Raw genomic sequence first — 24,054 nt, forward strand, 5'->3', positions numbered from 1 at the left:
TCCACCTCAGGCCGCCTGACCGATGGCCGCTCCAACTCCACCCCGAATTTCCACCTCATTGACGGACACGACCTCTTTAAATTACAAATAACTATAGACAGTTTATCAAATTATACATCAGTACAGAAAGTACATAACATAATTATTATAAATATATCCAATTAATATTAAGTAATGGCCGGGGTATTGCGAAGTTCGGGTTTGCACGGCAATCATGAGGTCTGAGGGGCGGCATCAAGAGCCGCTTCGACCGAACCGGCAACAAAACAGACAACAAATAACCAAGGTGGGGACGGGGTCATGATCAGACATCTACGGGGTTTGGCACTAGCTGGGTTGTCGGCCTCGGCAGTGTTGGCAGGCCTGGGTGAGGTTCAGGCGGGTGCGTTCGGTCTTCGCGAAGCCAGTGCGCAGGCACAGGGACTGGCCTTCGCCGGTGCGGCGTCGGGCTCCGGCGGCGTCTCGTCGATGTTCTGGAACCCCGCTACCGTCACGATGGCCCCGGGATTCGTGAAGGAGCAGAACATCAGTTTCATCAATCTCTCCGCTCGGATCAGGCCAGAGGTCGGCACCAGCCCGAACTTTGCCGCTCTCGGCGATAGCGGAGACATCGGTCAGGGTGCCGTCGTGCCGGCGGGAGCAACCTCCTATCAGCTCAACGACAGGCTCTGGATCGGCCTTCAGACCGGCGCGCCGTTCGGTCTCGTGACGAAGCCGCGGCAGGTCTGGGCCGGTGAGGCCTATGGCCGCTCGAACCGGATCTTCTCCCTCGCCTTCAACGCCGTCATTGGCTACAAAGTCAACGAGTGGTTGTCGATCGCCGCCGGCCCGAACATCCAGTATTTCCGGCTCACCCTCCGTCAGGCGACGGGCGTGCTGTCGGGCCCCCCGTTCAACGTCCCGGCCGCTGCTCTGCCCAGTACGTCGCTCAAGGGTGACTCATGGGGTATCGGCTTCACGGCCGGTGCCTTGATCACCGCGCCAACCGGAACGACTCTCGGCGTCGGTTATCGCTCGTCGATCCACCACGACATCGAAGGGGCAATCGGTGTTCCTCTGGTGGCGCTCGCCGCTCGTGGCGGACAGGTTCAGGCCAACTTCAACACGCCTGAGAAGGTGACGGTCGGCCTGACGCAGGTCGTCAATCCCGTGACGCGCGTCAATTTCGGCTTCGAGTGGGATAACTGGTCGAGGGTCGGCGATGTCGGCATCGTTCAGCGCAGCACCGGCGCCGTCGTGTCCTCGCTGCCGCTGAACTACAAGGATGGCTACACCTTCTCAGGCGGTGTCGAGTACGACTGGTCCGAGCGACTGACCGTGCGCGGTGGCCTGGCCTACGAAATCTCACCAATCGACTTCGAGAATCGGTCAGTGCGCCTTCCCGATGGCGATCGCTTCAACGTGTCGGTCGGTGCGAGCTATCAGTGGAGCGAGAAGCTGACCCTGCAGCTCGCCTACACCCACCTCTTCCTCGTGGGTAACTCGAAGATCCTGTCGGGCGCCGGGCGCGACTACAACGAGCGTCTGCTCACTGGGCAGAGCATCGCGTTTGCGGGCGACAGCAGAGGCAGCGCCGATATCGTCTCCGTCGGCTTCCGCTATGTGATGGGCGAGCCTGCAAAGCCGATCGCCGCTGCTCCGTTGATCCGCAAGTACTGAGGGTGTGAGCGCGCCAAAGCGCGCTCTTCTCGACATCCGTCGGCTCATCAAAAAAGGCCCCGTTCGCCCAAGCGCAAATGGGGCCTTTTTTATTGCGAGGTAAGGCGGAAAAGCGGATTCTATGCGCTCATGCCGGAAGCGGATCGCTCGCCCCTGGTCAGGGTTCCCTCAGGCTTTCATTCGGACATAGGTTCCGGGAGCCGGGCCAAGCGAGGGGAGACCCGCGGCGCCAGGGATCCGCGCCGGAACCCGCGCTGGCGCCTGGTGCTCCAGCCAGGAGAACCAGTAGGGCCACCACGAGCCCTTTGTCTCCGTTGCAGCGCTGAGCCAGTCCTCGAAATGGCCCTTCACCGCAGGACCCGACCAGAACCCGTATTTCGGCTTGTCCGGCGGATTCACGACTCCGGCGATATGGCCCGAACCGGCAACGACCAGATCCACCTTGCCGCCGAACTTCGAAGAGCCCTCGAAGACCGAGAGGGCAGGGGCGATGTGGTCCTCTCGCGTAGCCAAGTTGAAGATCGGCACCTTCACCTTCTTGAGGTCGAGGCGAATGTTGCCGATCGTCATGCGGCCGCGGGCAAGGTTGTTCTCGAGATAGCAGTTGCGCAGATAGAACGAGTGGTTGGCCGCCGGCATCCGGGTGGCATCGGCGTTCCAATAGAGAAGGTCGAAGGGCATCGGCTTCTTGCCCTTGACGTAATTGTTGACGACGTAGGACCAGATCAGATCGTTCGGGCGTAGCATGTTGAAGGCTGCCGCCATCCCCGACCCTTCAAGATAGCCGCGCTTCTTCATGCGGGTCTCGATGGCGCGGATCTGCGCCTCGTCGGCGAAGACCTTGAGGTCGCCGGCATGGGTGAAGTCGACCTGCGTGGTCAGCAGCGTCGCGCTCTTGATCCGTTTGTTTCCTGTTGCCGCCTGCATCGCCAGCGTCACGGCGAGCAGGGTGCCGCCGACGCAGTAACCTGCGGCTGCGACCTCGGTCTCCCCGGTGGCGACACCGATGGCATCGATCGCCGCCTCGATGCCATCGCGCATGTAACTCTCGAAGTCCTTGCGCGCGTGCCGCTCGTCCGGGTTGACCCACGAGATGCAGAACACAGTGAGACCCTGGCCCACCATCCAGCGGATGAAGCTCTTCTGGGGATTCAGATCGAGGATGTAGTATTTGTTAATCCAAGGCGGCACGATCAGGAACGGCCGTTTGAGCACGGTCTCCGTGGTCGGCGCGTATTGGATCAGCTCGATCAGCTCGTTGCGGAAGACCACCTCGCCCGGCGTCACGGCCATGTTGACGCCAACCTCGAAATTCGAGGGATCGGTCTGACGGACCCGCAGTTCGCCCTTGCCGGCCTCGATATCCTCGGCAAGCATCTTCATGCCTCGCACGAGGTTGGCGCCGTTCTCCTGCAACGTGTGCCGGATCAGCTCCGGATTGGTCATCACGAAGTTGGATGGCGAGAGCGCCCCGGTAATCTGCTTGAGGTAAAATTGCGCCTTGTGGCGGGTATGCTCGTCAAGCCCCTCGGCCTCCTCCACGAGCGCCTCCGCCCAGCGGGAGGTGATCAGATAGCTCTGCTTGATGAAATCGAAGATCGGATTGGCCGTCCAATCCTCATGCTTGAAGCGGCTGTCCTTCGGCTCCGGCTCGGCGACCGGAGGAACGGGCTCACCCTGAAGGCGAAACCAGGTGGCGCCCCAAAGGGCGACGAACGCCTCGCTCAGCTTGGCTTGCGCCTGCACGGCCTTTTGTGGATCGGAAAGCCATCGTTCGGCGACCGTGCCGAGGGTTCGCACGACATCGTTGACCTCTTCCGGAGGCTCGGCGGCCTCAGGCACGACCGATTCGCCAGGCACCGCGATCTTCGGGGCGAGATACAGTGCCGCGGCGCGGCTGAACTCCTCCATGAACTGCGTCGTGTTACGCGACAGAGCCTCGATATCTGGCCGCGGCGTGGTGCCCTCGATGCTCACGCGTGCGTGTCTCCCTTCGATTGGCTTTGCCATCCCCACCGTGCCGACTCGGAGGCGGGGCGGCTAGCCTCGTTTCTGCCAAATTAACGCGTCAGCTCGATAAACCGCCACTAAGGGGCGCCACAAAACATCCGGTCAGCACCGATTGTCGACACGCCAGCGCCTATTGCGGGTGCTCGATGGCGGCATCCGATGCTGCGCCGTTCCTCGATCGAGGTTCGCCATGCTCCGGCTCATCATTCTCGCCGTCCTCGCTGCTCATGCCTCGGGATGTGCAAGCGACGTCAGTCCCCTTCGGGCTGTCTATGGTCAGGTCTCGCCGCAGCAAACGCCTGTCACGGCTCCGGATTTCGTCGCCAACTCGCGAAAGCCCGAGGGCGACTTCCTGCCGGTCGGCGTCTCGGCGCCCATGCGGACCGTACGGCCTAAATCAAGCGAAGGAACCAAGGCACTCGCGGTGGAACTCGAAGGTGCTCGCGGCGCAAACGAGGCCAAGGGTCGCGCCGCTCAGAGTGCCGCACGCTCTGCAGCGTCACCCTCGAAACCCAACCCCGCGCCACAATGACGATTCGGGGTCGGCGTTTCCAGTGCGCGGTGCTAGACATGAAGGCCATGTCAAAGCGATGACAGACGAGCGCGGATGGATCGCTGCCATCCCGAAAGCCCCCGTGAAGGCCATGACCGATTTCCACCGTATCAAGCGCCTGCCGCCCTACGTCTTCGAGCAGGTCAACCGGATCAAGGCCCAGGCGCGTGCCAATGGCGCCGACATCATCGATCTCGGCATGGGCAATCCCGACCTTGATGCCCCGCGCCACGTCATCGCCAAGCTCGTCGAGACGGCCGGCCGCCCGCGGACCGATCGCTACTCCTCGTCGAAAGGGATAGCGGGCCTTCGCCGTGCTCAGGCTGCCTACTATCATCGCCGCTTCGGCGTCAGTCTGAACCCTGACACCGAGGTCGTCGCGACGCTTGGTTCGAAGGAGGGCTTCGCCAACATGGCGCAGGCCATCACGGCGCCCGGTGATGTCGTTCTCGTTCCCAATCCCAGCTATCCAATCCACGCCTTCGGCTTCCTGATGGCCGGCGGTGTGATCCGCTCCGTGCCGGCGGAGCCGACCCCCGCGTTCTTTCCGGCGGTCGAGAAGGCGATGCAGCATTCGATCCCGAAGCCTGTCGCGATCGTGGTCTGCTATCCCTCGAATCCGACGGCCTATGTCGCCTCGCTCGACTTCTATCGCGACCTCGTCGCCTTCGCGAAACGCCACGAGATCATCATCCTCTCCGATCTCGCCTATGCGGAGGTCTTCTTCGACGGCGAGCCGCCGCCTTCGGTGCTGCAGATTCCGGGTGCGATCGATTGCACGGTAGAGTTCACCTCGCTGTCGAAGACTTTTTCGATGGCGGGCTGGCGGATGGGCTTCGCCGTCGGCAACGAGCGGCTGCTGGCTGCTCTGACGCGGGTGAAGTCCTACCTCGATTACGGCGCCTTCACGCCGATCCAGGTCGCGGCCACAGCGGCCCTCAACGGCCCGGAAGACTGCATCGTCGAGATGCGTTCGATCTACCGGAAGCGACGCGATGCTCTCATCGAGTCTTTCGACAAGGCCGGCTGGAAGATCCCGTCGCCCTCGGCGTCGATGTTCGCCTGGGTGCCGATTCCCGAGCGATTCCGCGATCTCGGCAGCCTGGAATTCTCGAAACTTCTCCTTGAAAAGTCGGACGTGGCGGTGGCTCCAGGCATCGGCTTCGGCGAGCATGGCGACGGCTACGTGCGGATCGCCCTCGTCGAGAACGAGCAGCGTATCCGACAGGCAGCCCGGAACGTGCGGCGATTCTTCGAGAATGCCGATCGCACGCTCCACAACGTCGTACCGATGGCGAAGACCGGCTGATCTCGCGACAACGCGCAGATGCCTTCGCATGATGGTTCGATGTGGCCCGGCGGAGACAGGCATGACCAAACCAGCGGCGCAATCGTGGGTGCGACTTGTCTTGATAAAGCCCTGGACGCAGGTTCGCGGGCGACAGCCCTAATGCGGGCAACGACGTACCGGGATCGAGATGTGATGCGCCGATTGACGATGATTGTGGCGCTGGCGACCGCCGCCGGCGTTACCGCATGCGCGCCGAACCCGATCGTTGCCCGCGACCCGGTTCCGGCGCCGACCCCGGACATCGGTTACGCGTGCGACTCGAGGGCTCTGCCGCTCAACGCGTTCCGCACGGCGTGCGAGCCGGTTCTGCGACAGCCTTCGGTCGTTGTACGCGCCAAGGGGTGAGCCTAACGCCGAGCGAAGAGGTCGAACAAAAAGGTCGGGTTACGAGCCCGGCCTTTCCGTAAGGCGAATCAGCCCCATTCAGCGCGAGGGCGAGGTCGTGCCAGTGCGCGGGGGCATCGCCGTATCGGTCGAGGGCATCGAACGATCGCTGGGCGTCACCCGTGTACCCGGCGCAACGGCCGTTCCGGTGGTCGAGGGGGCGCTCTCCATGCTGTCGCCCTTGCCGACCACGCCAGACTTGGAACCGGCCGCGTTCGCGCCGACATTGTCCTGGGTCTGTGGGCTGAGTTGCGCCTGTGCGGCGCCGGCGACGCCGGCGATGCCAAAGGCGAACATTGCGGTGGCGGCGAGGGTTCCAAAACGCGTCATATCTCAAGTCTCTCACGTTAAGTGCGGTTGAAGGATGAACGCAGGCCCGCACATATCGTTCGCACTTCGCTGCTCAAATTCAGAGCAACGGAATGCAGATGAGGCAAGGACGCAGCGGTAGGACATGTGGTGGATGTGCTAAGACTTTGTTCGACCCGCCCTCGCAGAGCGGAGAACCCTCGGATTGGAACGGCGATGCAGACTGCCTTCATTCGACATCTCGCCTTCACTACGGTTGCGACTCTCATCACACTGACGCCGGGCCTTGCGACGCGTGTCGCTGCTCAGGCTCTGTATTACGGCGGTGCGCAGGGACCCGTGGTCCTTCCGGTCGACAGGGATAGCGGATTGCCGGTTCCGGTCGAAAACCGCGGCGATCTCAGTGTCGATCGGGCTGTACCGATCCCAAGTGTGATGAATGGCAGTGGCTTTGGGCTGACCGGCACCGACTATTACAGCGACGGGCTGCATGAGGGCGCCCTCCGAGGGCGCACGCGGGCCAGGGAATTCGTGCTTGCCCCTGCTCTTCGAGCCCCTCCGCACCGGTTGCCTTGAGCTTAGAGGCGGCTCGCCTCCCGCGTGGGCCGATCATCGGCCGCAAGCTGCTGAAGGAGACGGCCTCGTTTACACTCCGCTCTCGCGGCGCTATGACCCCGCCTCGAACCAGGACATGTGAAAACACCAATGCGCGCCGAGATCGTACAACTCTCGGATGCAGCCAAGCAGTCGATCGGACTGCTGAGGAGGCATCTTTGACTGGGATACCGTCGAAAAACGCCTCGCTGAGCTGAACGCCGCGTCGGAAAACCCGGATCTGTGGAATGACGCAGAGGCGGCTCAGGCCGTGATGCGAGACCGCACGCAGCTCGACGACGCTGTCTCAGCGATCAAGAAGCTATCGCAGGATCTTGAGGACGCCGCGACGCTGATCGAACTCGGGGAGATGGAGGGCGATGAGGCCACCATCCTGGAGGGCGAGAACGCCATCCGCGCCGTCGAGAAGGAGGCGGCGCGCCGTCAAATCGAGACCTTGCTGTCGGGCGAGGCTGACGGCTTCGATACCTATCTCGAGGTCCATTCGGGGGCCGGCGGCACCGAGAGCCAGGACTGGGCCAACATGCTTCAGCGCATGTACGCCCGCTGGGCCGAGCGCCGGAAGTACAAGGTCGAGATCGTCGAGTGGTCGGACGGCGACGAGGCCGGAATCAAGGGCGCGACGCTCTTGATCAAGGGCCACAATGCCTATGGTTGGCTCAAGACCGAGTCCGGCGTTCACCGCCTCGTGCGGATCTCACCCTACGATTCGAGCGCGCGCCGTCACACCAGCTTTGCCAGCGTCTGGGTCTATCCTGTCATCGACGACCGCATCGTCATCGAGATCAAGGAATCCGACTGCCGCATCGATACATACCGGTCATCGGGTGCCGGCGGCCAGCACGTCAACACCACGGATTCTGCGGTGCGCATCACGCACATCCCCACCGGGATCGTGGTGGCCTGTCAGCAGGAGCGCTCCCAGCACAAGAACCGCGCCACTGCCTGGAACATGCTGCGCGCACGCATGTACGAGGCCGAGCTGAAGAAGCGCGAGGAGAAGGCCAACGCCGAGGCTGCCGCCAAGACCGACATCGGATGGGGCCATCAGATCCGCTCCTACGTGCTCCAGCCGTACCAGCTCGTGAAGGACCTGCGCACGGGCACGCAATCGACTGATCCCGACGCGGTGCTTGACGGAGCCCTCGACCCGTTCATGGAGGCATCGCTGGCCCAACGGGTCTATGGCGGTACCGACGAGATCGAGGATATCGACTGAGGGTCGGCTTATCGAATCGGGAAGCGAAGTTGCTCCCCGGTCTTCCGATCCGGAAGCGATCAGCCACATCGAACGGAAAGCCGCTGCGCCGGGTTAGCGAATGGCCTCCGGCCACGCGTCGAGGCTGGCCGCAGCCCGTAGGAACCGCTGAGGATCGACCGGTTCGCCGTCGATCCGGGTTTCGTAATGGAGATGGCTTCCCGTCGAGCGGCCGGTCGATCCGACGCGGCCGATCGTGTTGCCTGCCGCTACCCATTGGCCGGCAACCACCGACAGCACCGATAGATGCGCATAGCGGGTTGCCAGACCATTGCCGTGGTCGATCTCGACCATGTTGCCGTAGCCGCCGGAATACTCTGCCACAGTGACACGCCCCGATGCCGTCGCACGAGCGGGCTCACCGGACTCGGCTTTCATATCGATTCCGGTATGCATCGCGAGGCTGCGCGTGAAGGGGTCGAGGCGTGGACCGAAGTTGCTGGACTGGATCGACGCGCCCGAGAGCGGCTGGCGCAGGGGCAGTGCGGCGGTGACCCGACGCAGGCGTTCGTCTTCGCCGACCGAGCGCTGAGCTTCGGCCAAGGCGATGCCGAACGGATCGGTCGAGATTGGCACGAGTGGACCGCCAAGGCCGGACGCCGGGGCACGCTCCAGGCGGGATGCATCAAGGCCCAGGCGGGCGACGAGGCCGCGGAGGCGCCGGGCGCTGCGGCCGGCGCGGAGCGCGATCGCATCGAGGCTCCGCGCCTGCGCTTCGGCGAGGGAAGCGAGGCGATTCTCCAAGTTCGAGAGAGTTTGGGGAATTTCGCGGTCGGAGCGCCGGTCTGCCGACTCGGGGCTTCCTTCGTCATTCATGCGCAATTCGAGGGAGTCGGGGCTGGGCACGGGCTTGCCCGATACGAGAGGGCGCCGACCGCTGATCTCCGCAGGCGGGACCTCGTCGGCGACCTTTGCGTTGTGCGGAGAAGACTCTCCGGCGAGCGCCGCCAGCATGGCTTGACGCTTTTCCATTGCCGCCTGGCGCTGCGCGAGCTCGGCCAGCCTGGTGTCCGTGGCCTCGCGAGCGGCGATGCGTTCGACTGCAGCCCGCTCGAGCTGGAGGCGGAGTGCGCCGATCCGCTCCTCGTAAGCGTATTGCATCGCGCTTTGCTGCGACACGAAACGGGCCAGGACCTCATCGTGGAAGACGAGGTACCACGTCGTCGCCCCGCCCCAGAGGGTCGTCGCGGCCAATAGCCCGGCAACGACACGGTTCCGGCCGGCGAGCGAAGGGAAAATACGGACGATTGAACGATCTGGGAGACGCATTACGATGGACCTCATCCATGTGAGACCATCAGAAAGCATTAGGGTTAAGGAACGGGAAAAGAACGGAACGCCGACGCTTCAGGGCAGCGCGCGCGCCGCTTCCAGAACCGCCTCGGCGTGACCCGGAACCTTTACCTTCGGCCAGACCTCCGCGACCCTGCCCTCGCGATCAATGAGGAGGGTGGTGCGCTCAACGCCCATATACGTCTTGCCGTACATGCTCTTCTGGACCCAGACGCCATAAGCTTCGAGCATCGCCTTGTTCTCGTCCGAGGCAAGGGGGAAGGTGAGGCCGTACTTCGCCCGGAACTTGTCGTGGCTCTTTACCGAGTCGGGAGACACGCCCACGATGGCGGTGTCTGCTGCCGCGAAGGCATCCGCAAGGCCGTTGAAGCCTTGTGCCTCCAGGGTGCAACCGCTGGTATCGTCTTTCGGATAGAAGTAGAGGACGACCTTGCGACCTTTCATCGCCGACAGGGTCAGAGTCTCGCCTCCGGCACCCGGGAGCGTGAAATCGGGAGCCTCTTCTCCAAGGGCAACGGACATCATGCCTTCCTTTCGGCCGATTGATGGTGTGGCAGAGAGAGGTGACAGAACCGCGCCCGAAAACGGGAACGGCATTAAGAAAAAACGACCGCAGAACGGCTTACCGTTCGATATCTCGGGTCGGTTCGCCGATCCAGCGGCTTAAGGATCGATGGTTCAGGAAACCGCCAAGGGTCCACGCGCAAAGCGTCGCCCCCTCCGTCTGAGATCCCTGCGCTGGTGCGCCCTTGCCATCGTGGTGGTGGTGCTCGCTTCCGGCGTCGGCATCGCACGCCTGGCCTCCGGCCCTTTGCGGATCGACGGGCTCTCGGCCAGTGTCGCTTCGGCCATCGCCGCGCGGATCGGTTCGGGCTGGAGGATCGACCTCCGCGACAGCGCCCTCGAGCTCGACTCAGAGCGATCCCTAGCCCTGCGGGTGACGGGGCTCGACGTCAGAAACCCAGAAGGCGCCCTGGTCATGCGCGCGCCGGTCGCGGTCGTGAGCATCGACACATGGAGCCTGCTACGGCTGTCGGTTCAGCCGCGCTCGATCGAGTTCCGCGATCTCCAGATGACGGCTCTCGTCCACAAGGACGGGTCGATTGCCTTCGCGGCGGCTTCACCTGGTCATCCTGGCGAGGCCCAGCCGCACACCCTGCCGAGCGTCGACGCGGCGCGCGGCAATGTCTCGCCTGTTTCGGCCTCCGTGGCTTCGATCTTCGGAATCGTTCTGGATTCAGCCGGCGTAGTCGGCGCCATCGACCGGGCGCGGATCACTAATGGCCGGCTGACCCTCATCGACGACGATGCCCGCGAGCGGGCCGTGTTCGAGCGCGTCAACGCCCTGTTCCATCGTGACGCAGACCGCGACGCGCGCCTGTTCGAGCTGCGGATCGACGGACCGCACGGAGAATGGCGCCTCGGCGGCAATCTCCACGAAGCCGGCGGCCTCAAGCGCCGCGGCGTCATTACCCTCGACGACATGCCGCTCACCGACATGCTGCTCCTGTCGGGGCAATCGAAACTTCCTATCGCGACGGACCTCAAGCTGTCGGCAAAGGCCGATGTCAGTCTCGATAACGGCCGGATCGAACAGATGCGAACCGAATTTCGGACTGGAGGAGGCAACCTCCTGATCGAGGAGAAGGACTTCAACCCCGTCACGATCGAGAGCCTCGTCGCCGCGGCGAATTGGGACGAGACCACCCGTTCGATGCAGATCGCGGAGATCGATTATCGCGGCGCGGGCAATGCGGTCCGCCTCTCCGGCACCTGGACGGCCGGTGCGGCCGGCGCCGAGAGCGATTGGTCGCTCGCCCTGTCGGGTCGGGATGCCGTCCTCCGCGGCGCCGCTACGGGGGACAAACCCGTCAATGTCGAGAAGCTCGACGCGCGGCTGATCGGACGAGCCGGCGGCATCGCGATCGACGATTTCACGATGGAGGCGGGAGGCGGTCGCGGGCGCATCACGGGCAGCATCGGCACGGCTGCTGACGACGATGGGCTCACCCTGCACATTACCGCGAGCGACACCGATGGCCGCACTGCCCTGCGCCTTTGGCCCGAGCATGTCGCCCCTCCAGCCCGCAACTATCTCGTCGACAACTTGCGCGGTGGCCGCGTCGATTCCGTCGATATCGTCGTCGACATGAGCGCTGTCGAGCTCGCCTCCGCCACGCGCGGCGAGCCGATGCCCGACAATGCCGTGCATATCGATTTCGCAGTCTCGGATGCGACCCTGGCCATCTCGCCGGACGCTCCTCCACTGAGCCGTGGCCGGGTCGCGGGCACCATCACCGGTCAGAGCACGACCATCCGCGGGGTGACCGCGGAGGTGAGGATGGCGGAACGCAGCCTCGCCATTGCCGACGGGTCTTTCGCGATTTCCGGCATCACACCCGAGCGGGTCGTGGCGCAGATCGGTCTGCGTCTGGGGGGAGGCGCTGACGGGCTTGCGGCGCTATTGCAGACCAAGATGTTCAAGAGCCTGACGGGCGCGGACATCGACCCGGCCAGCATCAAGGGCCGCGCCGACCTCAGGATCGATTTCCCGCTCGATCTCAAGAACATGCCGGAGCTCGCCGACCTGCCCGCGATCATGACCGGCAGCCTCACCGACCTCACTTACGAGAAGGCTTTCGGCAAGGAGCGACTCGACGCTGGCAAGTTTGCGATGTCCTATGACCGTAGCGGCTTCGCCCTCAAGGGCGACGGCAGGATCGTCGGCTCTCCGATCGGGATCGACCTGCGTCAGCCCAAAGCCGGCGGCGCAGGCGAGATCGTCGTCAACCTGAGCCTCGACGAGGCGCTGAGAGCGCGCAAGGGCATGCCGGCCGCCCCCCAGCTCACCGGAGTGATCCCGACCCGGATCACCATACCCATCGGCCGAACCAGTTCAATGAAATCCCATACGCGCGTCGAGGCCGACCTGTCTCGGTCGGCGATCGACGGACCCGGTTTCGCGAAGCTCGCGGGCAAGCCCGGCCGCTTGACCTTCACGCTGGGCGACCAGACCCAGAACGGCAACGTCGAGTTGCGAGACATCGCGTTCGACGCGGCTCCGGCCTCGGCGCGTGGCACCATTGTTCTGTCCGGCGAAGGGGGCATCGAGCGCGCCGACTTCACCTCGCTCAAGCTGTCGCCTGGCGATGACATGAGGCTGCAGGCGGAACGGTCCGGCAGCGGCTACAAGCTGTCCGTGAAGGGTCAGGTCGCGGATGCGAGGCCGTTCCTCAAAAGCCTCGGCGGACCCGACGGCAAATCGTCGAAGGAGGCGGCGCCCAAGGATATCGAGGCCGACTTGAGCCTCGCGATCGTCACCGGCTTCAACGGCGAAGCCCTCACCGGCGCGAACATCAAGCTGATGACGCGGGGCAAGGATGTCCGCAGCGGCCAGTTCGTCGGCAAGTTCCGCGGCACGCCGTTCCTCGCTCAGATCTCGCGGACCGAGCGAGGCGTGTCGACGTTGGCCGTCGAGGCCGCCGATGCCGGCGCCACGCTGCGTTTTGCCGACATCTATCGACGGATGTATGGCGGCAGTCTCGCCATGAGCAGCGCCCTCAATGACGGGCCGCAATCCGGCGTCGTGCGCATCACCAACTTCACGCTGCGCAACGAGCCCGCTTTGTCGAGCATCATCGCCCAGAGCCCCCCATCGAGCGAGATCGTCGACAGTCGCGGCCGCAAGCAAGTGGTCCAGGGCCAGGGAGGCGAAGTGAGTTTCGATCGGCTCCGAGCGAATTTCACCCGCAATGGAAGCCGGGTGGATTTCACCGATGCCGCCATTTCGAACGCGGCGATGGGTTTCACGCTCAGCGGCTTCCTCGACACAAGCCGCGAGCGCACGGATGTGAGAGGCACCTTCGTGCCGCTCTACGGCTTGAATAATGTCGTATCGCAACTGCCGCTGTTCGGTCAGCTCCTGGGCGGCGGCAACAACGAGGGCCTGTTCGCCCTCAACTTCCGTGTCTCCGGCAGGCTCGGCGCTCCCGACGTCAGCGTCAACCCGCTCTCGGTCCTGGCACCGGGCATCCTGCGCAAGCTGTTCAGCGCCGGCGGCAAGGGGCCTGACATTACCGGCAGCCGATCCGACGTCGACAGCGAGCGGTAGGGTTCACCCCTCCAGCCGCTCGTCGCCGAGAAACTCGATGCCGAAGCCGGACAGGCCGACATAGGAGCGCGAGGAAGTCGCCAGGTTGCGGATCGAGACGACCCCGAGGTCGCGAAGGATCTGAGCACCGAGGCCGACCTCGCGCCATTGCCGGACCCGCTGAGCCTCGACGCCCTCTTCCACGACCCGGGAGAGCGGAACTCCTGCCGTTCCATCACGAAGGTAGACGAGGATGCCGCGACCTTCCTTGGCGAAACGGCGCATGACGCATTCGATCTGCTTGCCACCCTCGATGACGTCAGCGACCACATTCGATCGGTGAAGACGAACGAGCACGTTCTTGCCGTCGCCGATCCGGCCATGGACGAAGGCGAATTGCTGCACGGTCTCGAAGGGGGTGGTGTAGGCGTATCCGGTCATCTCGCCGAACTCGGTTTTGACCGGAAATGTGCCGACGCGCTCGACCAGCTTCTCCCGCGCCTGGCGGTAAGCGATCAGGTCGGCGACGGAGACGCGCTTGAGACCGTGCGTCTCCGAGAACGCCTCGATCTGAGGACCCTTCATCACGGTGCCGTCATCGTTGGCGAGTTCGCAGATCACGCCTACCGGCGGAAGACCCGCGAGCTTGCAGAGATCCACCGCTGCCTCGGTATGGCCGGATCGCATCAGCACGCCGCCCTCCTTGGCGATGAGCGGGAAAACGTGGCCGGGGCGGACGAAATCCTCGGCGCCCATGTTGCCGTTGGCCAGCGCCCGCACCGTGTTGCAGCGCTGTTCGGCCGAAATGCCTGTTGTGAGCCCATGCTTGACGTCGACGGTCACCGTGAAGGCGGTGCCAAGGGGCGCATCGTTCGATGCGACCATCGGGTCGAGGCGCAGGCGCCGGGCCTCGGCTTGCGTCAGCGGCGCACAGACGATGCCGCATGTGTTGCGGACGATGAACGCCATCTTCTCCGGCGTGCAGAGCGAGGCTGCGACGACGAGATCGCCTTCGTTCTCGCGATCGTCATCATCGGTGACAATCACGATCTCGCCGCGCGCATAGGCCTCGATGGCCGCGGTGACATGGGTATGGGGCACTGGACTCGTCTCTTGGTCGCTGTTCGTTTGGCGGCTTTCCGCCCTTTGCGGGGAGTAGGGAACCCTGTGCAGGTTCAGCCCATCTGCCCCCGGTGCCGCAGATAGTGATCCGCGAGCACGCACGCCATCATGGCCTCTGCGACGGGAACGGCTCTGATTCCGACGCAAGGGTCATGGCGGCCCTTGGTGACGAGGTCTACGTCACGGTTGTCGCGGGTCACCGATTGGCGCGGGGTCAGGATCGAGGAGGTCGGCTTGACCGCAAAGCGGCAGATGATCGGCTGCCCTGTGGAAATGCCGCCCAGGATGCCGCCGGCATGGTTTGCGAGGAAGGTCGGCCCGCCGGCATTGCCCGAGCGCATCTCGTCGGCGTTCTCCTCGCCGCGCAGTGCCGCGGAGGCGAAGCCGTCGCCGATCTCCACGCCCTTCACCGCATTGATCGACATCATCGCCGCAGCGAGATCCGCATCGAGCTTGCCGTAGATCGGTGCGCCGAGCCCGGGCGGAACCCCTTCGGCCAAGACCTCGATAACGGCGCCCACCGACGAGCCGTCCTTGCGGATTCCATCGAGATAGCCCTCGTAGAAAGCGGCAGCCTTCGCATCGGGACAGAAGAACGAATTCTTTTCGACCTCGTCCCAATCCCAATTGGCCCGGTCGATGGCATGCGGCCCCATCTGGACGAGGGCAGCCTGGATAATGACCTGCGGCGGCAGGATCCTGCGCGCAATGGCGCCGGCCGCCACGCGGGCCGCGGTCTCGCGGGCGGAGGATCGTCCGCCGCCACGGTAATCGCGGATGCCGTATTTCACGTCGTAGGTGTAATCGGCATGGCCGGGCCGGTAGCTGTCGCGGATCTCGGAATAGTCTTTCGAACGCTGGTCGGTATTGGCGATCTCGAGAGCTATCGGCGTGCCGGTGCTGAGCTGGATGCCCCCGCTACGGTCGTCGGCGAAGACGCCGGACAGGATGCGGACCTCGTCCGCTTCCCGGCGCTGGGTGGTGAAGCGCGATTGTCCCGGCTTCCTGCGGTCGAGCTCCGCCTGGATGTCGGCGGCCTCAATCGGAATGCCAGGCGGGCAGCCATCGACCACGCAGCCGAGGGCGACCCCGTGGCTTTCGCCGAAGGTGGTGACACGGAAAAGGTGGCCGAAGGTATTGTGAGACATGGCCTGTTCGCTCTAGCGCGGGTTGCGCGAGAGGGCTAGCGCCCTCCGGCATTGCGGTCCGTCCTGGCGGAGAACACCGGCGGTCAGATGAGCTGAGCGATGAACGTCCGAAGTCGGCTTTCGGCACGGGTGTCGCCGGGAGTCCGCTTGGATCTGCACTGCAGTCGAGGGGGATACGGCCTCAAGGCCGCGCCAGCACTCCGCCCGTCATCGGCTCGCGCACACCGGTCGTGCTAGGGAAGGTGATCGGCAGGCCCTTCAGCGAGCGCACGGCGAGGTGCGCGAAAGCCTGAGCCTCCAGATAGGCCGAGGACCAGCCGATGGCGTCGGCAGTCGCGATATCGGCCCGCAAATGGTAGTTGAGGAGCCGCACCAGCTCGCCATTGCGGGCACCGCCGCCGGACACGATCCAGCGAACCGGGATCTCGGGCGCATGGTCGAGGGATCGGGCAACGGCTCGAGCGGTGAATGCCGTGAGCGTCGCCGCGCCGTCCTCGGTGGTCAGCTGGCCGGCGAGCTTGTGAGAGAACCAGTTGCGGTCGAGCGATTTCGGCGGCCGGCGCGCGAAGAAGGGATGGATCAAAAGCCAAGCGAGCAACGGCTCGTCGGGGCGCCCGCGAGCGGCCGTGCGGCCGCCATCGTCGAGAGGCCGGCCGGTCCGCTCGCGCATCCAATCGTCGATCAGGGCGTTGCCGGGGCCGGTGTCGAAGGCGATGACGTTGCCATTGGAGGCGATCAGCGTTGCGTTGGCGACGCCGCCGATATTGAGGATGCCGAGGGCGCCTTCGAAGCCCGAGGCCTTGGCGAGGGCCTTGTGGAAGACGGGCACCAGCGGTGCCCCCTGGCCGCCGGCTGCGATGTCGGCGTGGCGCATGTCCGACACGACCGGGATGCCGAGGCGCCGGCTGAGGGCCGCGCCGTCGCCGATCTGCACGCTCATGCGCTGGTCGGGCCTATGGACCACCGTCTGGCCGTGGAAGCCGACCACGTCGATGTCGGATGGCTTCAGGCCATTGTCGGAGAGAAACGCCTCCACGGCCTCCGCATGGGCGGCGGTGACGAAAGCCTCGGCTTCGGGCAGACAGCCTGGACGCTCGTCGCGGTCGGTGACGCCTTCGGAATCCACGAGTGCCCGGCGCAACAGCTCGCGGTCCTCGTCGGTGTAGCCGCGGTAGCCGGTGGGGCCGAGAGGTTCGAGATACCCGTTATGGCTCCTGACGACGCGGACATCCTCGCCGTCGGTCTCGATCAGCGCCACGTCGACGCCGTCCAGGGAGGTGCCGCTCATCAGGCCGATCGCCCGCATCATGGTCATTGCTAACCGCCCCCGTGCCTTTCCGGGCGCGGGATGCTACGAGCCCGCTCCACTTGCGACAGAACAGCGAGCTAGCACGCGAACCGGGCCTTGTCCCCGCGCGAGCGCGCCTCGCGCCAGACAAGACGGCCTTTTGCGATGTCCGCCCTGAAATCCGACTTCCTGCGCATCCTCCAGGAGCGCGGCTTCATCCATCAATGCTCGGACCTCGACGGGCTCGACGCGGTGATGAAGTCGGACCGTATAACCGCCTATATCGGGTTCGACTGCACGGCGCCGTCCCTTCATGTCGGGTCGCTCGTCCAGATCATGATGCTGCATTGGCTGCAGAAGACCGGCCACCGGCCGATCGTGCTCATGGGCGGCGGCACCACCCGCATCGGCGACCCGACCGGGCGTGACGAGGGCCGCAAGGTGCTCTCGGCCGCCGACATCGAGGCGAACAAGGCCGGCATCGCCCAGGTCTTCTCGAAGTTCCTCAGCTTCGGAGACGAAGCGGCCATCATGGTCGACAATGCCGAGTGGCTGTCGGATATCAACTACCTCGACTTCCTGCGCGATGTCGGCCGGCACTTCTCGATCAATCGGATGATGTCCTTCGACAGCGTTCGCCTGCGGCTCGAGCGCGAGCAGGAACTGTCGTTCCTCGAATTCAACTACATGCTGCTGCAGGCCTACGACTACGTCGAGCTCAACCGCCGCTATGACGTGACACTGCAGATGGGCGGATCGGATCAGTGGGGCAACATCGTCAACGGGCTCGACCTCGGCCGGCGCATGGGCACGAAGCAGCTCTTCGCGCTGACGACGCCGCTCCTCACCACGGCGTCGGGCGCCAAGATGGGCAAGACCGCGGCCGGCGCCGTCTGGCTCAACGCCGAGGCCTTGAGCCCTTACGATTACTGGCAGTTCTGGCGCAATACCGAGGATGCCGATGTCGGCAAGTTCCTGCGCCTCTTCACGCTTCTGCCGATGGACGAGATCGCCCGCCTAGAATCTCTGCCGGGCGCCGAGATCAACGAGGCCAAGAAGGTGCTGGCCACGGAAGCGACCGCTCTCATGCATGGCCGCGAGGCGGCCGAGGCTGCCACCGAGACCGCGCGCAAGACGTTCGTCGAGGGAAGCGTCGCCCAGGACCTGCCGAGCGTCGGAGTTGCGCGCGGCACCCTGGAAAGCGGCCTTGGCGTGCTCACCGCGTTCGGACCGGACATCACCAAACTGGTTCCGTCCACCAGCGAGGCACGGCGCCAGATCAAGGGCGGTGGCCTGCGCGTCAACGATGTCCAGGTGACCGACGAGAAGGCGATGCTCGGACTCGGCGACCTGACCTCCGATGGTGTGATCAAGCTCTCCTTTGGACGCAAGAAACACGTGCTGCTTCGCGCCGAGTGATCCTCACCGTCCCATCAAGGCGTCCATATGGGCCGCCACCGAGCGGCTCAAGCCGGTGAGGTCGTAGCCGCCCTCGAGGATCGAGACGAGCCGCCCGCCGGCATGGCGGTCGGCGAGGTCCATGAGTTTGCGCGTCGCCCAGCCGAAATCGCCCTCGTTAAGACGCAGGTTCGCCAGGGGGTCGAGGTGGTGCGCGTCGAAGCCGGCCGAGATGACGATGAGGTCGGGAGCGAAGGCGTCGAGGCGGGGTAGGATGCAGCTCTCGAAGGCCTCGCGGAACACGGCCCCGTCGTCGCCCGCCGTTAGCGGAACGTTGACGATGGTGTCGTGTTCGCCTCGCTCCGAGGAGCGTCCGGTGCCCGGGTAGAGCGGCATCTGATGAGTGGAGGCATAGAGTACGGCCGGGTCGTCCCAGAAGATGTCCTGCGAGCCGTTGCCGTGATGTACGTCCCAGTCGACGAGGGCGACGCGACTCGCGCCGAACTTTTCGCGGGCGTGACGCACCGCGATGGCCGCAGTATTGAAGAGGCAGAAGCCCATCGATTGGTTCCGCTCGGCGTGATGACCAGGCGGTCGCATCGCGACGAAGGCGTTGGCGCAGTCTCGAGCCATCACAGCATCAACCGAATGGACGGCACCTCCCACGGCCCGTAGGGCCGCCTCCAGCGTGCCGGGCGACATCAGTGTGTCGGAATCGATCTGGACGAAGCCCTCGCGTGGCGACCTCTCGACGATGGCCCGAACGAAATCCGAGGGGTGGGCGAGAGCGACCAATGCGTGCTCGGCGAGCGGCGCCTGCGCGCGGACGAGGCTGGCGAAGCGCTCGTTCTCGAGGACCCGCTCGATGGCACGGATTCGGTCGGCCCGCTCCGGGTGTCCTGGCGGCATCGCATGGTCGAGGGCGGCGCAGTGGCTCACATACAAGGTCGTCACTGCGTCCTCCCGGCGGCGCTACGTCCGCTCTGTCACCCAGCCGCAACAACGCTGGCAATTGCGCCACGGTTCGGGGCCACAACCCTACGCCCTGCGCGCCTCGCAGGTTAAGCTCGTTTTAATCCCGCCGAACACGGTTCTTTCAACCTGATGACGGGTCGCTAACAGGCTCGTCCATGCGCTCCCATAGATCAATTCTGGCCGGCTCCCTGCTCGCAGCACTGCTCGCCGGCTGCAACACGCGGACCGCGCAGACGCCGCCACCGGTTCAGGTCGCTGCGGGTTCCGCCGCAGCGGCCATCCCGCTCTCGCCGGAAGCGCGCGACAAGGAATGGATGAAGCTCGCGCCCAAGGCCGAGGTCGATCCGAAGATCGCCCGCATCGTCGTCGACAATCCGACGAAGGAAGCGCCCGGGACCATCGTGGTCGTCACCAAGGAGCGGCGGCTCTACTACGTGATGCCGGACGGTAAGGCGATGCGCTACCCGGTGGCGGTCGGCAATGCCGGCATGGCATGGGCCGGAACTGCCAATATCGACCGCAAGAGTGAATGGCCGGACTGGAACCCGCCGCCGGAGATGCTGGCGCGCCGACCCGACCTGCCCAAGCGCCTAGAAGGCGGGCCGACAAGCCCTATCGGGGCGCGCGCGCTCTATCTCGCGGAAGGCAAGAAGGACACGCTGTTCCGGATCCACGGCACGAACGAGCCGGATAAGATTGGGCAGGCCGTTTCCTCCGGCTGCATTCGCATGCTCAACGAGGACGTCGTCGACCTGTACGACCGCGTACCGATCGGCACGAAGGTCGTGGTCCGCTGACGATCGCTGCGCCATGGACCCATCTCGGTCATATCTTCGAAAGCGTGCTTCGTGAGCAGGCTTTAACCTGAACACACGTTCAGATCTTGCCGTTAACCGATCGAATGATGCTGTCCGCCCATAGTCGAGTTCAGACAGGGGCAAGTTCCGGCGCAAAGTAAAGCCGGGGAGGCATCAACCAATGGTCAACTCTTCGCTTCAGCTTTTCTGTAACCGTATCGTTGCAGCAGGCCGCATCACCCACCGCGACGTGCGCGAACTCGCCGAGGACATTCTCGCCGACGGAATCGCCTGCCGCGACGACGCCGACCTGCTGATCGCCCTGGACCGTGCGGTTTGCCACGAGGCGGTCGGTTTCGCAGATCTCGTCGTCGCCCTCGTGGTGGACTTCGCCGTCTGGGGCGAACGTCCCACCGGCTATGTCGACACGGACATCGCCAGATGGCTCGCCGCCTCTCTCGGAGCCGGTTCCGGACCCAGCCCCGTTGCGGCCCGCATCGCCTTCGCCGTCGTCCAGGAAGCGCAGACGAGCGACGAGCATTTCATTGCCTTTGCGCTCGCGGTTCGCGCGCAGCGCCGCGATGCCGAGATCGGTCATGACGTCCCGGCGTTGGCCGCTTGAAATCAATCGTGGCGTCTGTCCGCTCGAAGCGGTCCGGGAGAGGAGAGTTTAAGTCTTCTTTAATTCATGCTGTGAACTCAAGACATTTGTTCTGAAAACATCTGAAACATTCGCGCGTCTATCGACTTTGCTCTCCCATCCGAAGCCACAATGCTACCGAGGGGCCCGGCGCGATGGGCGTCAATCCTTGGCATCTTGACGACATTTATCGTAGGGCCTTGTCGGAGGAGGTGGATGATACGCTTTCGGGTTGGATCAGGGACCTTGTTCTGACACCCAGGCAGCACAGCTTCTACCGTCAGACAAGTTGGCATCAGCGCAGCCGGATCGTCACGGGCTAGCTGACCTGGGCGATGCTTCTCATCATACCGATGAGGGCCCTCGATTGGCTCTACGATCCTTCGCTCCTGATGACGATCCCTGATCGTACAAGGACCATTTCTTCTCGTCGCCTTCCCCGGTCTGATCTGGATGTGGTCCCGGTCTCATCGTGATTGGGCCGAAGGCCTTACCCTGATGCTCGCAATTTTGACGATCATGGTCATTGGCGGTGCACGGGCGTGCTGGCAGGCAGCGGGCCCGGGCCGCATCAATATACGGCCTCGGACGTGCTGGCAGCGTCCACCCCGAACGTCATATTTTCAGTCACGCTGACTTGAAGCATTGTCGGGACAGCGACCGTGCTGGTGTTCTATCTCATCCTGGGCCTGTTCGATCCGGCCTCACCCGTGAATGCCATCTTCTCGTTCCGTCTCTTCCTCGTGTTCGTGCTCGGCGCACTCGTACTGTCGCGCCGTACGATGAATATCATTCAGCAGCATAGTTTCCTGCCCAATCAGCGCAGTACTCTGCAGACCGGGCATTGGCCAAGGCGAATAGGCGGCTTGGGGTTCTCGCAAATATCGACCCGCTTACGGGTCCCGCCTTGGCGCGCTTACGAATAAATCCGGGCGTCTCTGGGCCGACTCATCCGATCCGCCGCGCAGCCTCGGGGTCCTCCTGTTCGACATCGACCATTTCGAGCGCCTCAACGACACCGCCGGTCATGCCTTCGGCAACCAATGCCCCTCGGCAGTGCGAGAGAGATCGCGCGGATCATGCCGGAGGGGAGCCTCTGCGCGCGATGCGGCGGGGAGAAGTCATCTGCATCCTCAGCCATGCCACGCCTCGCGGCGTCCAGCGGCTGGCGGAGGAACTTCGTGTCGCCATGGAAGCGCTGTCCGGTCCCAGTACGGAAATCGGCCGCTCCGTGACCGTGAACATTGGCGTTTCCGTCGCCCCGACGGATCGTCAGCTCGAGAACTTGGCCGGACTCGTCCGCGCTGCGAAAGCCGCCCTCTTTCGGGTCAAGGGGAGCGGACAAAACCGCATCGCGGCCGCCTGCGAAACCTCATCCGGCACGGCTTTGGCAAAAGCCGCAACCGAAGCGATCTGCGCGTAAGATGGAAGAAGCCAACGTCCGCCTGACCGCATATGTAGCAAACCATGTCGCTGACCGATGCATCGTACCGTGCAGGAATAGCTGCATGCGTGTTCCGTTGTGCCGGACCTAACATCCCGGCGGTGAGAAATTTATAGACTTGAAGACTAAATATCTTAGCTTCAGGATCTGTCAAATCAGATCATTTATCATCGGCAATGTCGTTGCAATATCGATAAAGTAAAGTGCCAGATCAGAGATCTACTTGATGGGCGATGCATAATTGCCTGATCCAATTGAAACTTTCGACCTGTATGTCATGTTTCTTTGCTGCGTTGGAAATTAGACGAATCTTAATGCGTATGGGGTGACATACAGTTCCGATGACGAGCGCGCTGGTTCGCGCCCGAGTGTAAGAGCTATTTCCTTTGAGAAAGATTCGGCGGATATCGCAGACAGGACCGGCTCGGGCTCGACTTTCCGACTCTGTCGACGGGCTGGATGAAGTCGGACGCACCGCGTTGCTCGAAGACGTCGAAGTCATGCTTCGCGGCCGTGCCCGTGACATCGTCCTTTCGAACAGCCTTCGCGACCTCTACCTTGCGACAAGCTGGGGCCAGCGGAAGAGGATCGCCCGATCCTGGCTCGGATGGGTATCGATCGTTAGCGTCGGCGTCAGCGGGCTTAACTGCGTCCTGCACAGGGAGCTTCTTCGGGAATCGCTCCTCATGCTGGCGATCTTCATTCCTATTCTGCACGCGGCGCTGGCCCACGTGTGGAGTCGGCCGCGCTCGTCCTGGATCGAAGGCCTTACTGTTCCGATCGCCATCATCGCCTTGATGACCGCGGGCGGCGTTCTCGGCGTGTATGCAGGGGGCCTTCGCCTTCACGACAATCTCGGGGTCGTCCTTTTCGCGAGCACGACAGCCATCGTCATCTTTCCCGTTACCCTTGCCTGGACGGTTATCGGAGCCATTACCGCAGTCGCCGCCTATACCGGGTTCGGGCTTCTCGATCCGATCCGCGGGACAAGGGAAATCCTCGTCTACGCGACGGCCTTTGCACTGGTCACCGGGTGCTTGATTCCCGCGCGGAACAGCATCAACACACTGCTTCAGCACGCATTCTTGCTCACGCTGAGAGATCTCCTGCAGGGCCGCGCACTCGAAGATGCCAACCTTCGCCTCGCCGTCCTGGCCACGACCGACGCCCTGACGGGCCTGCCCAACAGGCGGGCCTTCGAGGAAGCTGCCGCACGGTTATGGCTTCAGCCAGGCGTCAACCCGCCGAGCATCGGGATCGTGATGCTCGACATCGATCACTTCAAATGCCTGAACGACACGGCTGGACATGCTTCGGGCGACCGCTGCCTTGCGGCAGTGGCCGGCGCAATCCGAGCCTGCCTGACGAACAACGGAATGGCAGCCCGTTATGGTGGGGAGGAATTCATCTGCATCATCCCCGACGCCACGGCGGAGAACCTTGGTCAACTTGCGGACGCGCTTCGAGCCTCGATCGAGGCGATGTCGCTCTCCAATCCCGGCTTGGGGCAAGGTGGGATCGTAACAGTGAGCGCTGGGGCAGCGCTCGCTCTCCCGGGCGGCGGGCTCGAGAGCCTCGCCATCTTGATCGGCCGCGCCGACTCCGCGCTCTACCAAGCGAAGTCGCGCGGACGGAACCAGACGGTGACCGCTTTGACTCCGCTCGCTGCCGAACGTCCGGAGCCAGAACCCAGAGCGGGCGACCGCCTCTGCGCCTGACG

At 64.0% G+C, this 24,054-nt stretch carries 20 protein-coding genes and 1 pseudogene; 13 read left to right on the top strand and 8 right to left on the bottom strand.

The features are described 5' to 3' along the window. Window positions 1-300: 300 nt before the first annotated feature. The gene (locus K2Y56_RS16650; RefSeq protein ID WP_292509860.1) at window positions 301-1,659 is read left to right on the top strand and encodes an OmpP1/FadL family transporter; all 1,359 of its coding nucleotides are present in this window, start codon (window positions 301-303) and stop codon (window positions 1,657-1,659) included. 168 nt (window positions 1,660-1,827) lie between these two features. Here the strand turns inward: K2Y56_RS16650 and phaC are convergent, their stop codons facing one another. Then, window positions 1,828-3,570: a class I poly(R)-hydroxyalkanoic acid synthase gene (phaC, locus tag K2Y56_RS16655; RefSeq protein WP_292510005.1), complete on the bottom strand. Its 1,743-nt coding sequence runs from the start codon at window positions 3,568-3,570 to the stop codon at window positions 1,828-1,830. A 289-nt stretch (window positions 3,571-3,859) separates the two neighbouring features. Between phaC and K2Y56_RS16660 the strand changes: the two genes are divergently transcribed. The 3 genes from K2Y56_RS16660 to K2Y56_RS26515 all read left to right on the top strand — a co-directional run bounded on the left by K2Y56_RS16660 (window position 3,860) and on the right by K2Y56_RS26515 (window position 5,918). Then, window positions 3,860-4,201: a hypothetical protein gene (locus K2Y56_RS16660; protein ID WP_292509863.1), complete on the top strand. Its 342-nt coding sequence runs from the start codon at window positions 3,860-3,862 to the stop codon at window positions 4,199-4,201. A gap of 112 nt (window positions 4,202-4,313) precedes the next feature. Beyond that, on the top strand, window positions 4,314-5,531 hold the full coding sequence (locus tag K2Y56_RS16665; RefSeq protein ID WP_292510008.1) for an LL-diaminopimelate aminotransferase: 1,218 nt from the start codon (window positions 4,314-4,316) through the stop codon (window positions 5,529-5,531). 174 nt (window positions 5,532-5,705) lie between these two features. Continuing rightward, window positions 5,706-5,918 (top strand): hypothetical protein, encoded by a 213-nt coding sequence (locus K2Y56_RS26515; RefSeq protein ID WP_366848985.1) that lies wholly within the window; start codon window positions 5,706-5,708, stop codon window positions 5,916-5,918. A 78-nt stretch (window positions 5,919-5,996) separates the two neighbouring features. On the opposite strand, the gene K2Y56_RS16670 is transcribed toward K2Y56_RS26515, so the two are convergent. Then, entirely contained in the window at window positions 5,997-6,287 is a 291-nt protein-coding gene (locus tag K2Y56_RS16670; RefSeq protein WP_292509866.1) for a hypothetical protein, read from the bottom strand. A 684-nt stretch (window positions 6,288-6,971) separates the two neighbouring features. Between K2Y56_RS16670 and prfB the strand changes: the two genes are divergently transcribed. Continuing rightward, window positions 6,972-8,100 (top strand): peptide chain release factor 2 gene (gene prfB / locus K2Y56_RS16675; protein ID WP_292509869.1). Its coding sequence is split into 2 segments (ribosomal slippage): window positions 6,972-7,040 and window positions 7,042-8,100, totalling 1,128 coding nucleotides; the frame shifts between segments, so codons are not numbered across the junction. Between the two features lie 93 nt (window positions 8,101-8,193). Here prfB and K2Y56_RS16680 read toward each other — a convergent pair. Both K2Y56_RS16680 and K2Y56_RS16685 read right to left on the bottom strand, forming a co-directional pair. Beyond that, window positions 8,194-9,333, bottom strand: coding sequence for a M23 family metallopeptidase (locus K2Y56_RS16680; RefSeq protein WP_366848988.1), 1,140 nt, complete (start codon window positions 9,331-9,333; stop codon window positions 8,194-8,196). Between the two features lie 153 nt (window positions 9,334-9,486). Beyond that, the gene (locus K2Y56_RS16685) at window positions 9,487-9,954 is read right to left on the bottom strand and encodes a peroxiredoxin (protein ID WP_292510010.1); all 468 of its coding nucleotides are present in this window, start codon (window positions 9,952-9,954) and stop codon (window positions 9,487-9,489) included. 151 nt (window positions 9,955-10,105) lie between these two features. Here K2Y56_RS16685 and K2Y56_RS16690 point away from each other — a divergent pair, with 151 nt between their 5' ends. After that, window positions 10,106-13,543: a DUF3971 domain-containing protein gene (locus tag K2Y56_RS16690; protein WP_292509875.1), complete on the top strand. Its 3,438-nt coding sequence runs from the start codon at window positions 10,106-10,108 to the stop codon at window positions 13,541-13,543. Between the two features lie 3 nt (window positions 13,544-13,546). Here the strand turns inward: K2Y56_RS16690 and ribB are convergent, their stop codons facing one another. From ribB to K2Y56_RS16705, 3 genes are all read right to left on the bottom strand, one after another. Then, on the bottom strand, window positions 13,547-14,623 hold the full coding sequence (gene ribB / locus K2Y56_RS16695) for a 3,4-dihydroxy-2-butanone-4-phosphate synthase (protein ID WP_292509878.1): 1,077 nt from the start codon (window positions 14,621-14,623) through the stop codon (window positions 13,547-13,549). A 74-nt stretch (window positions 14,624-14,697) separates the two neighbouring features. After that, window positions 14,698-15,792, bottom strand: a complete 1,095-nt coding sequence (aroC, locus tag K2Y56_RS16700; RefSeq protein WP_292509881.1) for a chorismate synthase — start codon at window positions 15,790-15,792, stop codon at window positions 14,698-14,700. A 181-nt stretch (window positions 15,793-15,973) separates the two neighbouring features. Next, the gene (locus K2Y56_RS16705) at window positions 15,974-17,107 is read right to left on the bottom strand and encodes an anhydro-N-acetylmuramic acid kinase (protein ID WP_292509883.1); all 1,134 of its coding nucleotides are present in this window, start codon (window positions 17,105-17,107) and stop codon (window positions 15,974-15,976) included. A 138-nt stretch (window positions 17,108-17,245) separates the two neighbouring features. Between K2Y56_RS16705 and tyrS the strand changes: the two genes are divergently transcribed. Next, a complete protein-coding gene (gene tyrS, locus K2Y56_RS16710) occupies window positions 17,246-18,499 on the top strand; it encodes a tyrosine--tRNA ligase (RefSeq protein ID WP_292509886.1) in 1,254 nt (417 codons plus the stop codon). 3 nt (window positions 18,500-18,502) lie between these two features. Here tyrS and K2Y56_RS16715 read toward each other — a convergent pair whose 3' ends face one another. After that, entirely contained in the window at window positions 18,503-19,432 is a 930-nt protein-coding gene (locus tag K2Y56_RS16715) for a histone deacetylase family protein (RefSeq protein WP_292509890.1), read from the bottom strand. 176 nt (window positions 19,433-19,608) lie between these two features. On the opposite strand from K2Y56_RS16715, the gene K2Y56_RS16720 reads away from it, so the two are divergent. The 6 genes and pseudogenes from K2Y56_RS16720 to K2Y56_RS16740 all read left to right on the top strand — a co-directional run bounded on the left by K2Y56_RS16720 (window position 19,609) and on the right by K2Y56_RS16740 (window position 24,052). After that, window positions 19,609-20,250: a L,D-transpeptidase gene (locus K2Y56_RS16720; protein ID WP_292509893.1), complete on the top strand. Its 642-nt coding sequence runs from the start codon at window positions 19,609-19,611 to the stop codon at window positions 20,248-20,250. Between the two features lie 181 nt (window positions 20,251-20,431). Further along, window positions 20,432-20,872: a hypothetical protein gene (locus K2Y56_RS16725; protein ID WP_292509895.1), complete on the top strand. Its 441-nt coding sequence runs from the start codon at window positions 20,432-20,434 to the stop codon at window positions 20,870-20,872. Window positions 20,873-21,552: 680 nt separating this feature from the next. Beyond that, window positions 21,553-21,816: a hypothetical protein gene (locus tag K2Y56_RS16730; protein ID WP_292509897.1), complete on the top strand. Its 264-nt coding sequence runs from the start codon at window positions 21,553-21,555 to the stop codon at window positions 21,814-21,816. Window positions 21,817-21,826: 10 nt separating this feature from the next. After that, window positions 21,827-21,967, top strand: a pseudogene (locus K2Y56_RS26520) (diguanylate cyclase); the annotation flags it as partial. A gap of 28 nt (window positions 21,968-21,995) precedes the next feature. After that, window positions 21,996-22,313 carry a diguanylate cyclase gene (locus K2Y56_RS16735; RefSeq protein WP_292509900.1) on the top strand — a complete coding sequence of 106 codons (318 nt, stop codon included), beginning with the start codon at window positions 21,996-21,998 and terminating at the stop codon, window positions 22,311-22,313. 500 nt (window positions 22,314-22,813) lie between these two features. After that, the gene (locus K2Y56_RS16740; RefSeq protein WP_292509902.1) at window positions 22,814-24,052 is read left to right on the top strand and encodes a GGDEF domain-containing protein; all 1,239 of its coding nucleotides are present in this window, start codon (window positions 22,814-22,816) and stop codon (window positions 24,050-24,052) included. The last annotated feature ends 2 nt before the right edge of the window (window positions 24,053-24,054 follow it).

This window comes from Methylobacterium sp. (assembly GCF_019745455.1).
Classification (GTDB): Bacteria; Pseudomonadota; Alphaproteobacteria; order Rhizobiales; family Beijerinckiaceae; genus Methylobacterium.

Bases quoted from the DNA above. Each gene is read 5' to 3' on its own strand.
- K2Y56_RS16650 (WP_292509860.1), top strand. From the start codon at position 301: ATGATCAGACATCTACGGGGTTTGGCACTAGCTGGGTTGTCGGCCTCG.
- phaC (WP_292510005.1), bottom strand. From the start codon at position 3,570: ATGGAGGAGTTCAGCCGCGCCGCGGCACTGTATCTCGCCCCGAAGATC.
- K2Y56_RS16660 (WP_292509863.1), top strand. From the start codon at position 3,860: ATGCTCCGGCTCATCATTCTCGCCGTCCTCGCTGCTCATGCCTCGGGA.
- K2Y56_RS16665 (WP_292510008.1), top strand. From the start codon at position 4,314: ATGACCGATTTCCACCGTATCAAGCGCCTGCCGCCCTACGTCTTCGAG.
- K2Y56_RS26515 (WP_366848985.1), top strand. From the start codon at position 5,706: ATGCGCCGATTGACGATGATTGTGGCGCTGGCGACCGCCGCCGGCGTT.
- K2Y56_RS16670 (WP_292509866.1), bottom strand. From the start codon at position 6,287: ATGACGCGTTTTGGAACCCTCGCCGCCACCGCAATGTTCGCCTTTGGC.
- K2Y56_RS16685 (WP_292510010.1), bottom strand. From the start codon at position 9,954: ATGTCCGTTGCCCTTGGAGAAGAGGCTCCCGATTTCACGCTCCCGGGT.
- K2Y56_RS16690 (WP_292509875.1), top strand. From the start codon at position 10,106: ATGGTTCAGGAAACCGCCAAGGGTCCACGCGCAAAGCGTCGCCCCCTC.
- aroC (WP_292509881.1), bottom strand. From the start codon at position 15,792: ATGTCTCACAATACCTTCGGCCACCTTTTCCGTGTCACCACCTTCGGC.
- K2Y56_RS16705 (WP_292509883.1), bottom strand. From the start codon at position 17,107: ATGACCATGATGCGGGCGATCGGCCTGATGAGCGGCACCTCCCTGGAC.
- tyrS (WP_292509886.1), top strand. From the start codon at position 17,246: ATGTCCGCCCTGAAATCCGACTTCCTGCGCATCCTCCAGGAGCGCGGC.
- K2Y56_RS16720 (WP_292509893.1), top strand. From the start codon at position 19,609: ATGCGCTCCCATAGATCAATTCTGGCCGGCTCCCTGCTCGCAGCACTG.
- K2Y56_RS16725 (WP_292509895.1), top strand. From the start codon at position 20,432: ATGGTCAACTCTTCGCTTCAGCTTTTCTGTAACCGTATCGTTGCAGCA.
- K2Y56_RS16735 (WP_292509900.1), top strand. From the start codon at position 21,996: ATGCGGCGGGGAGAAGTCATCTGCATCCTCAGCCATGCCACGCCTCGC.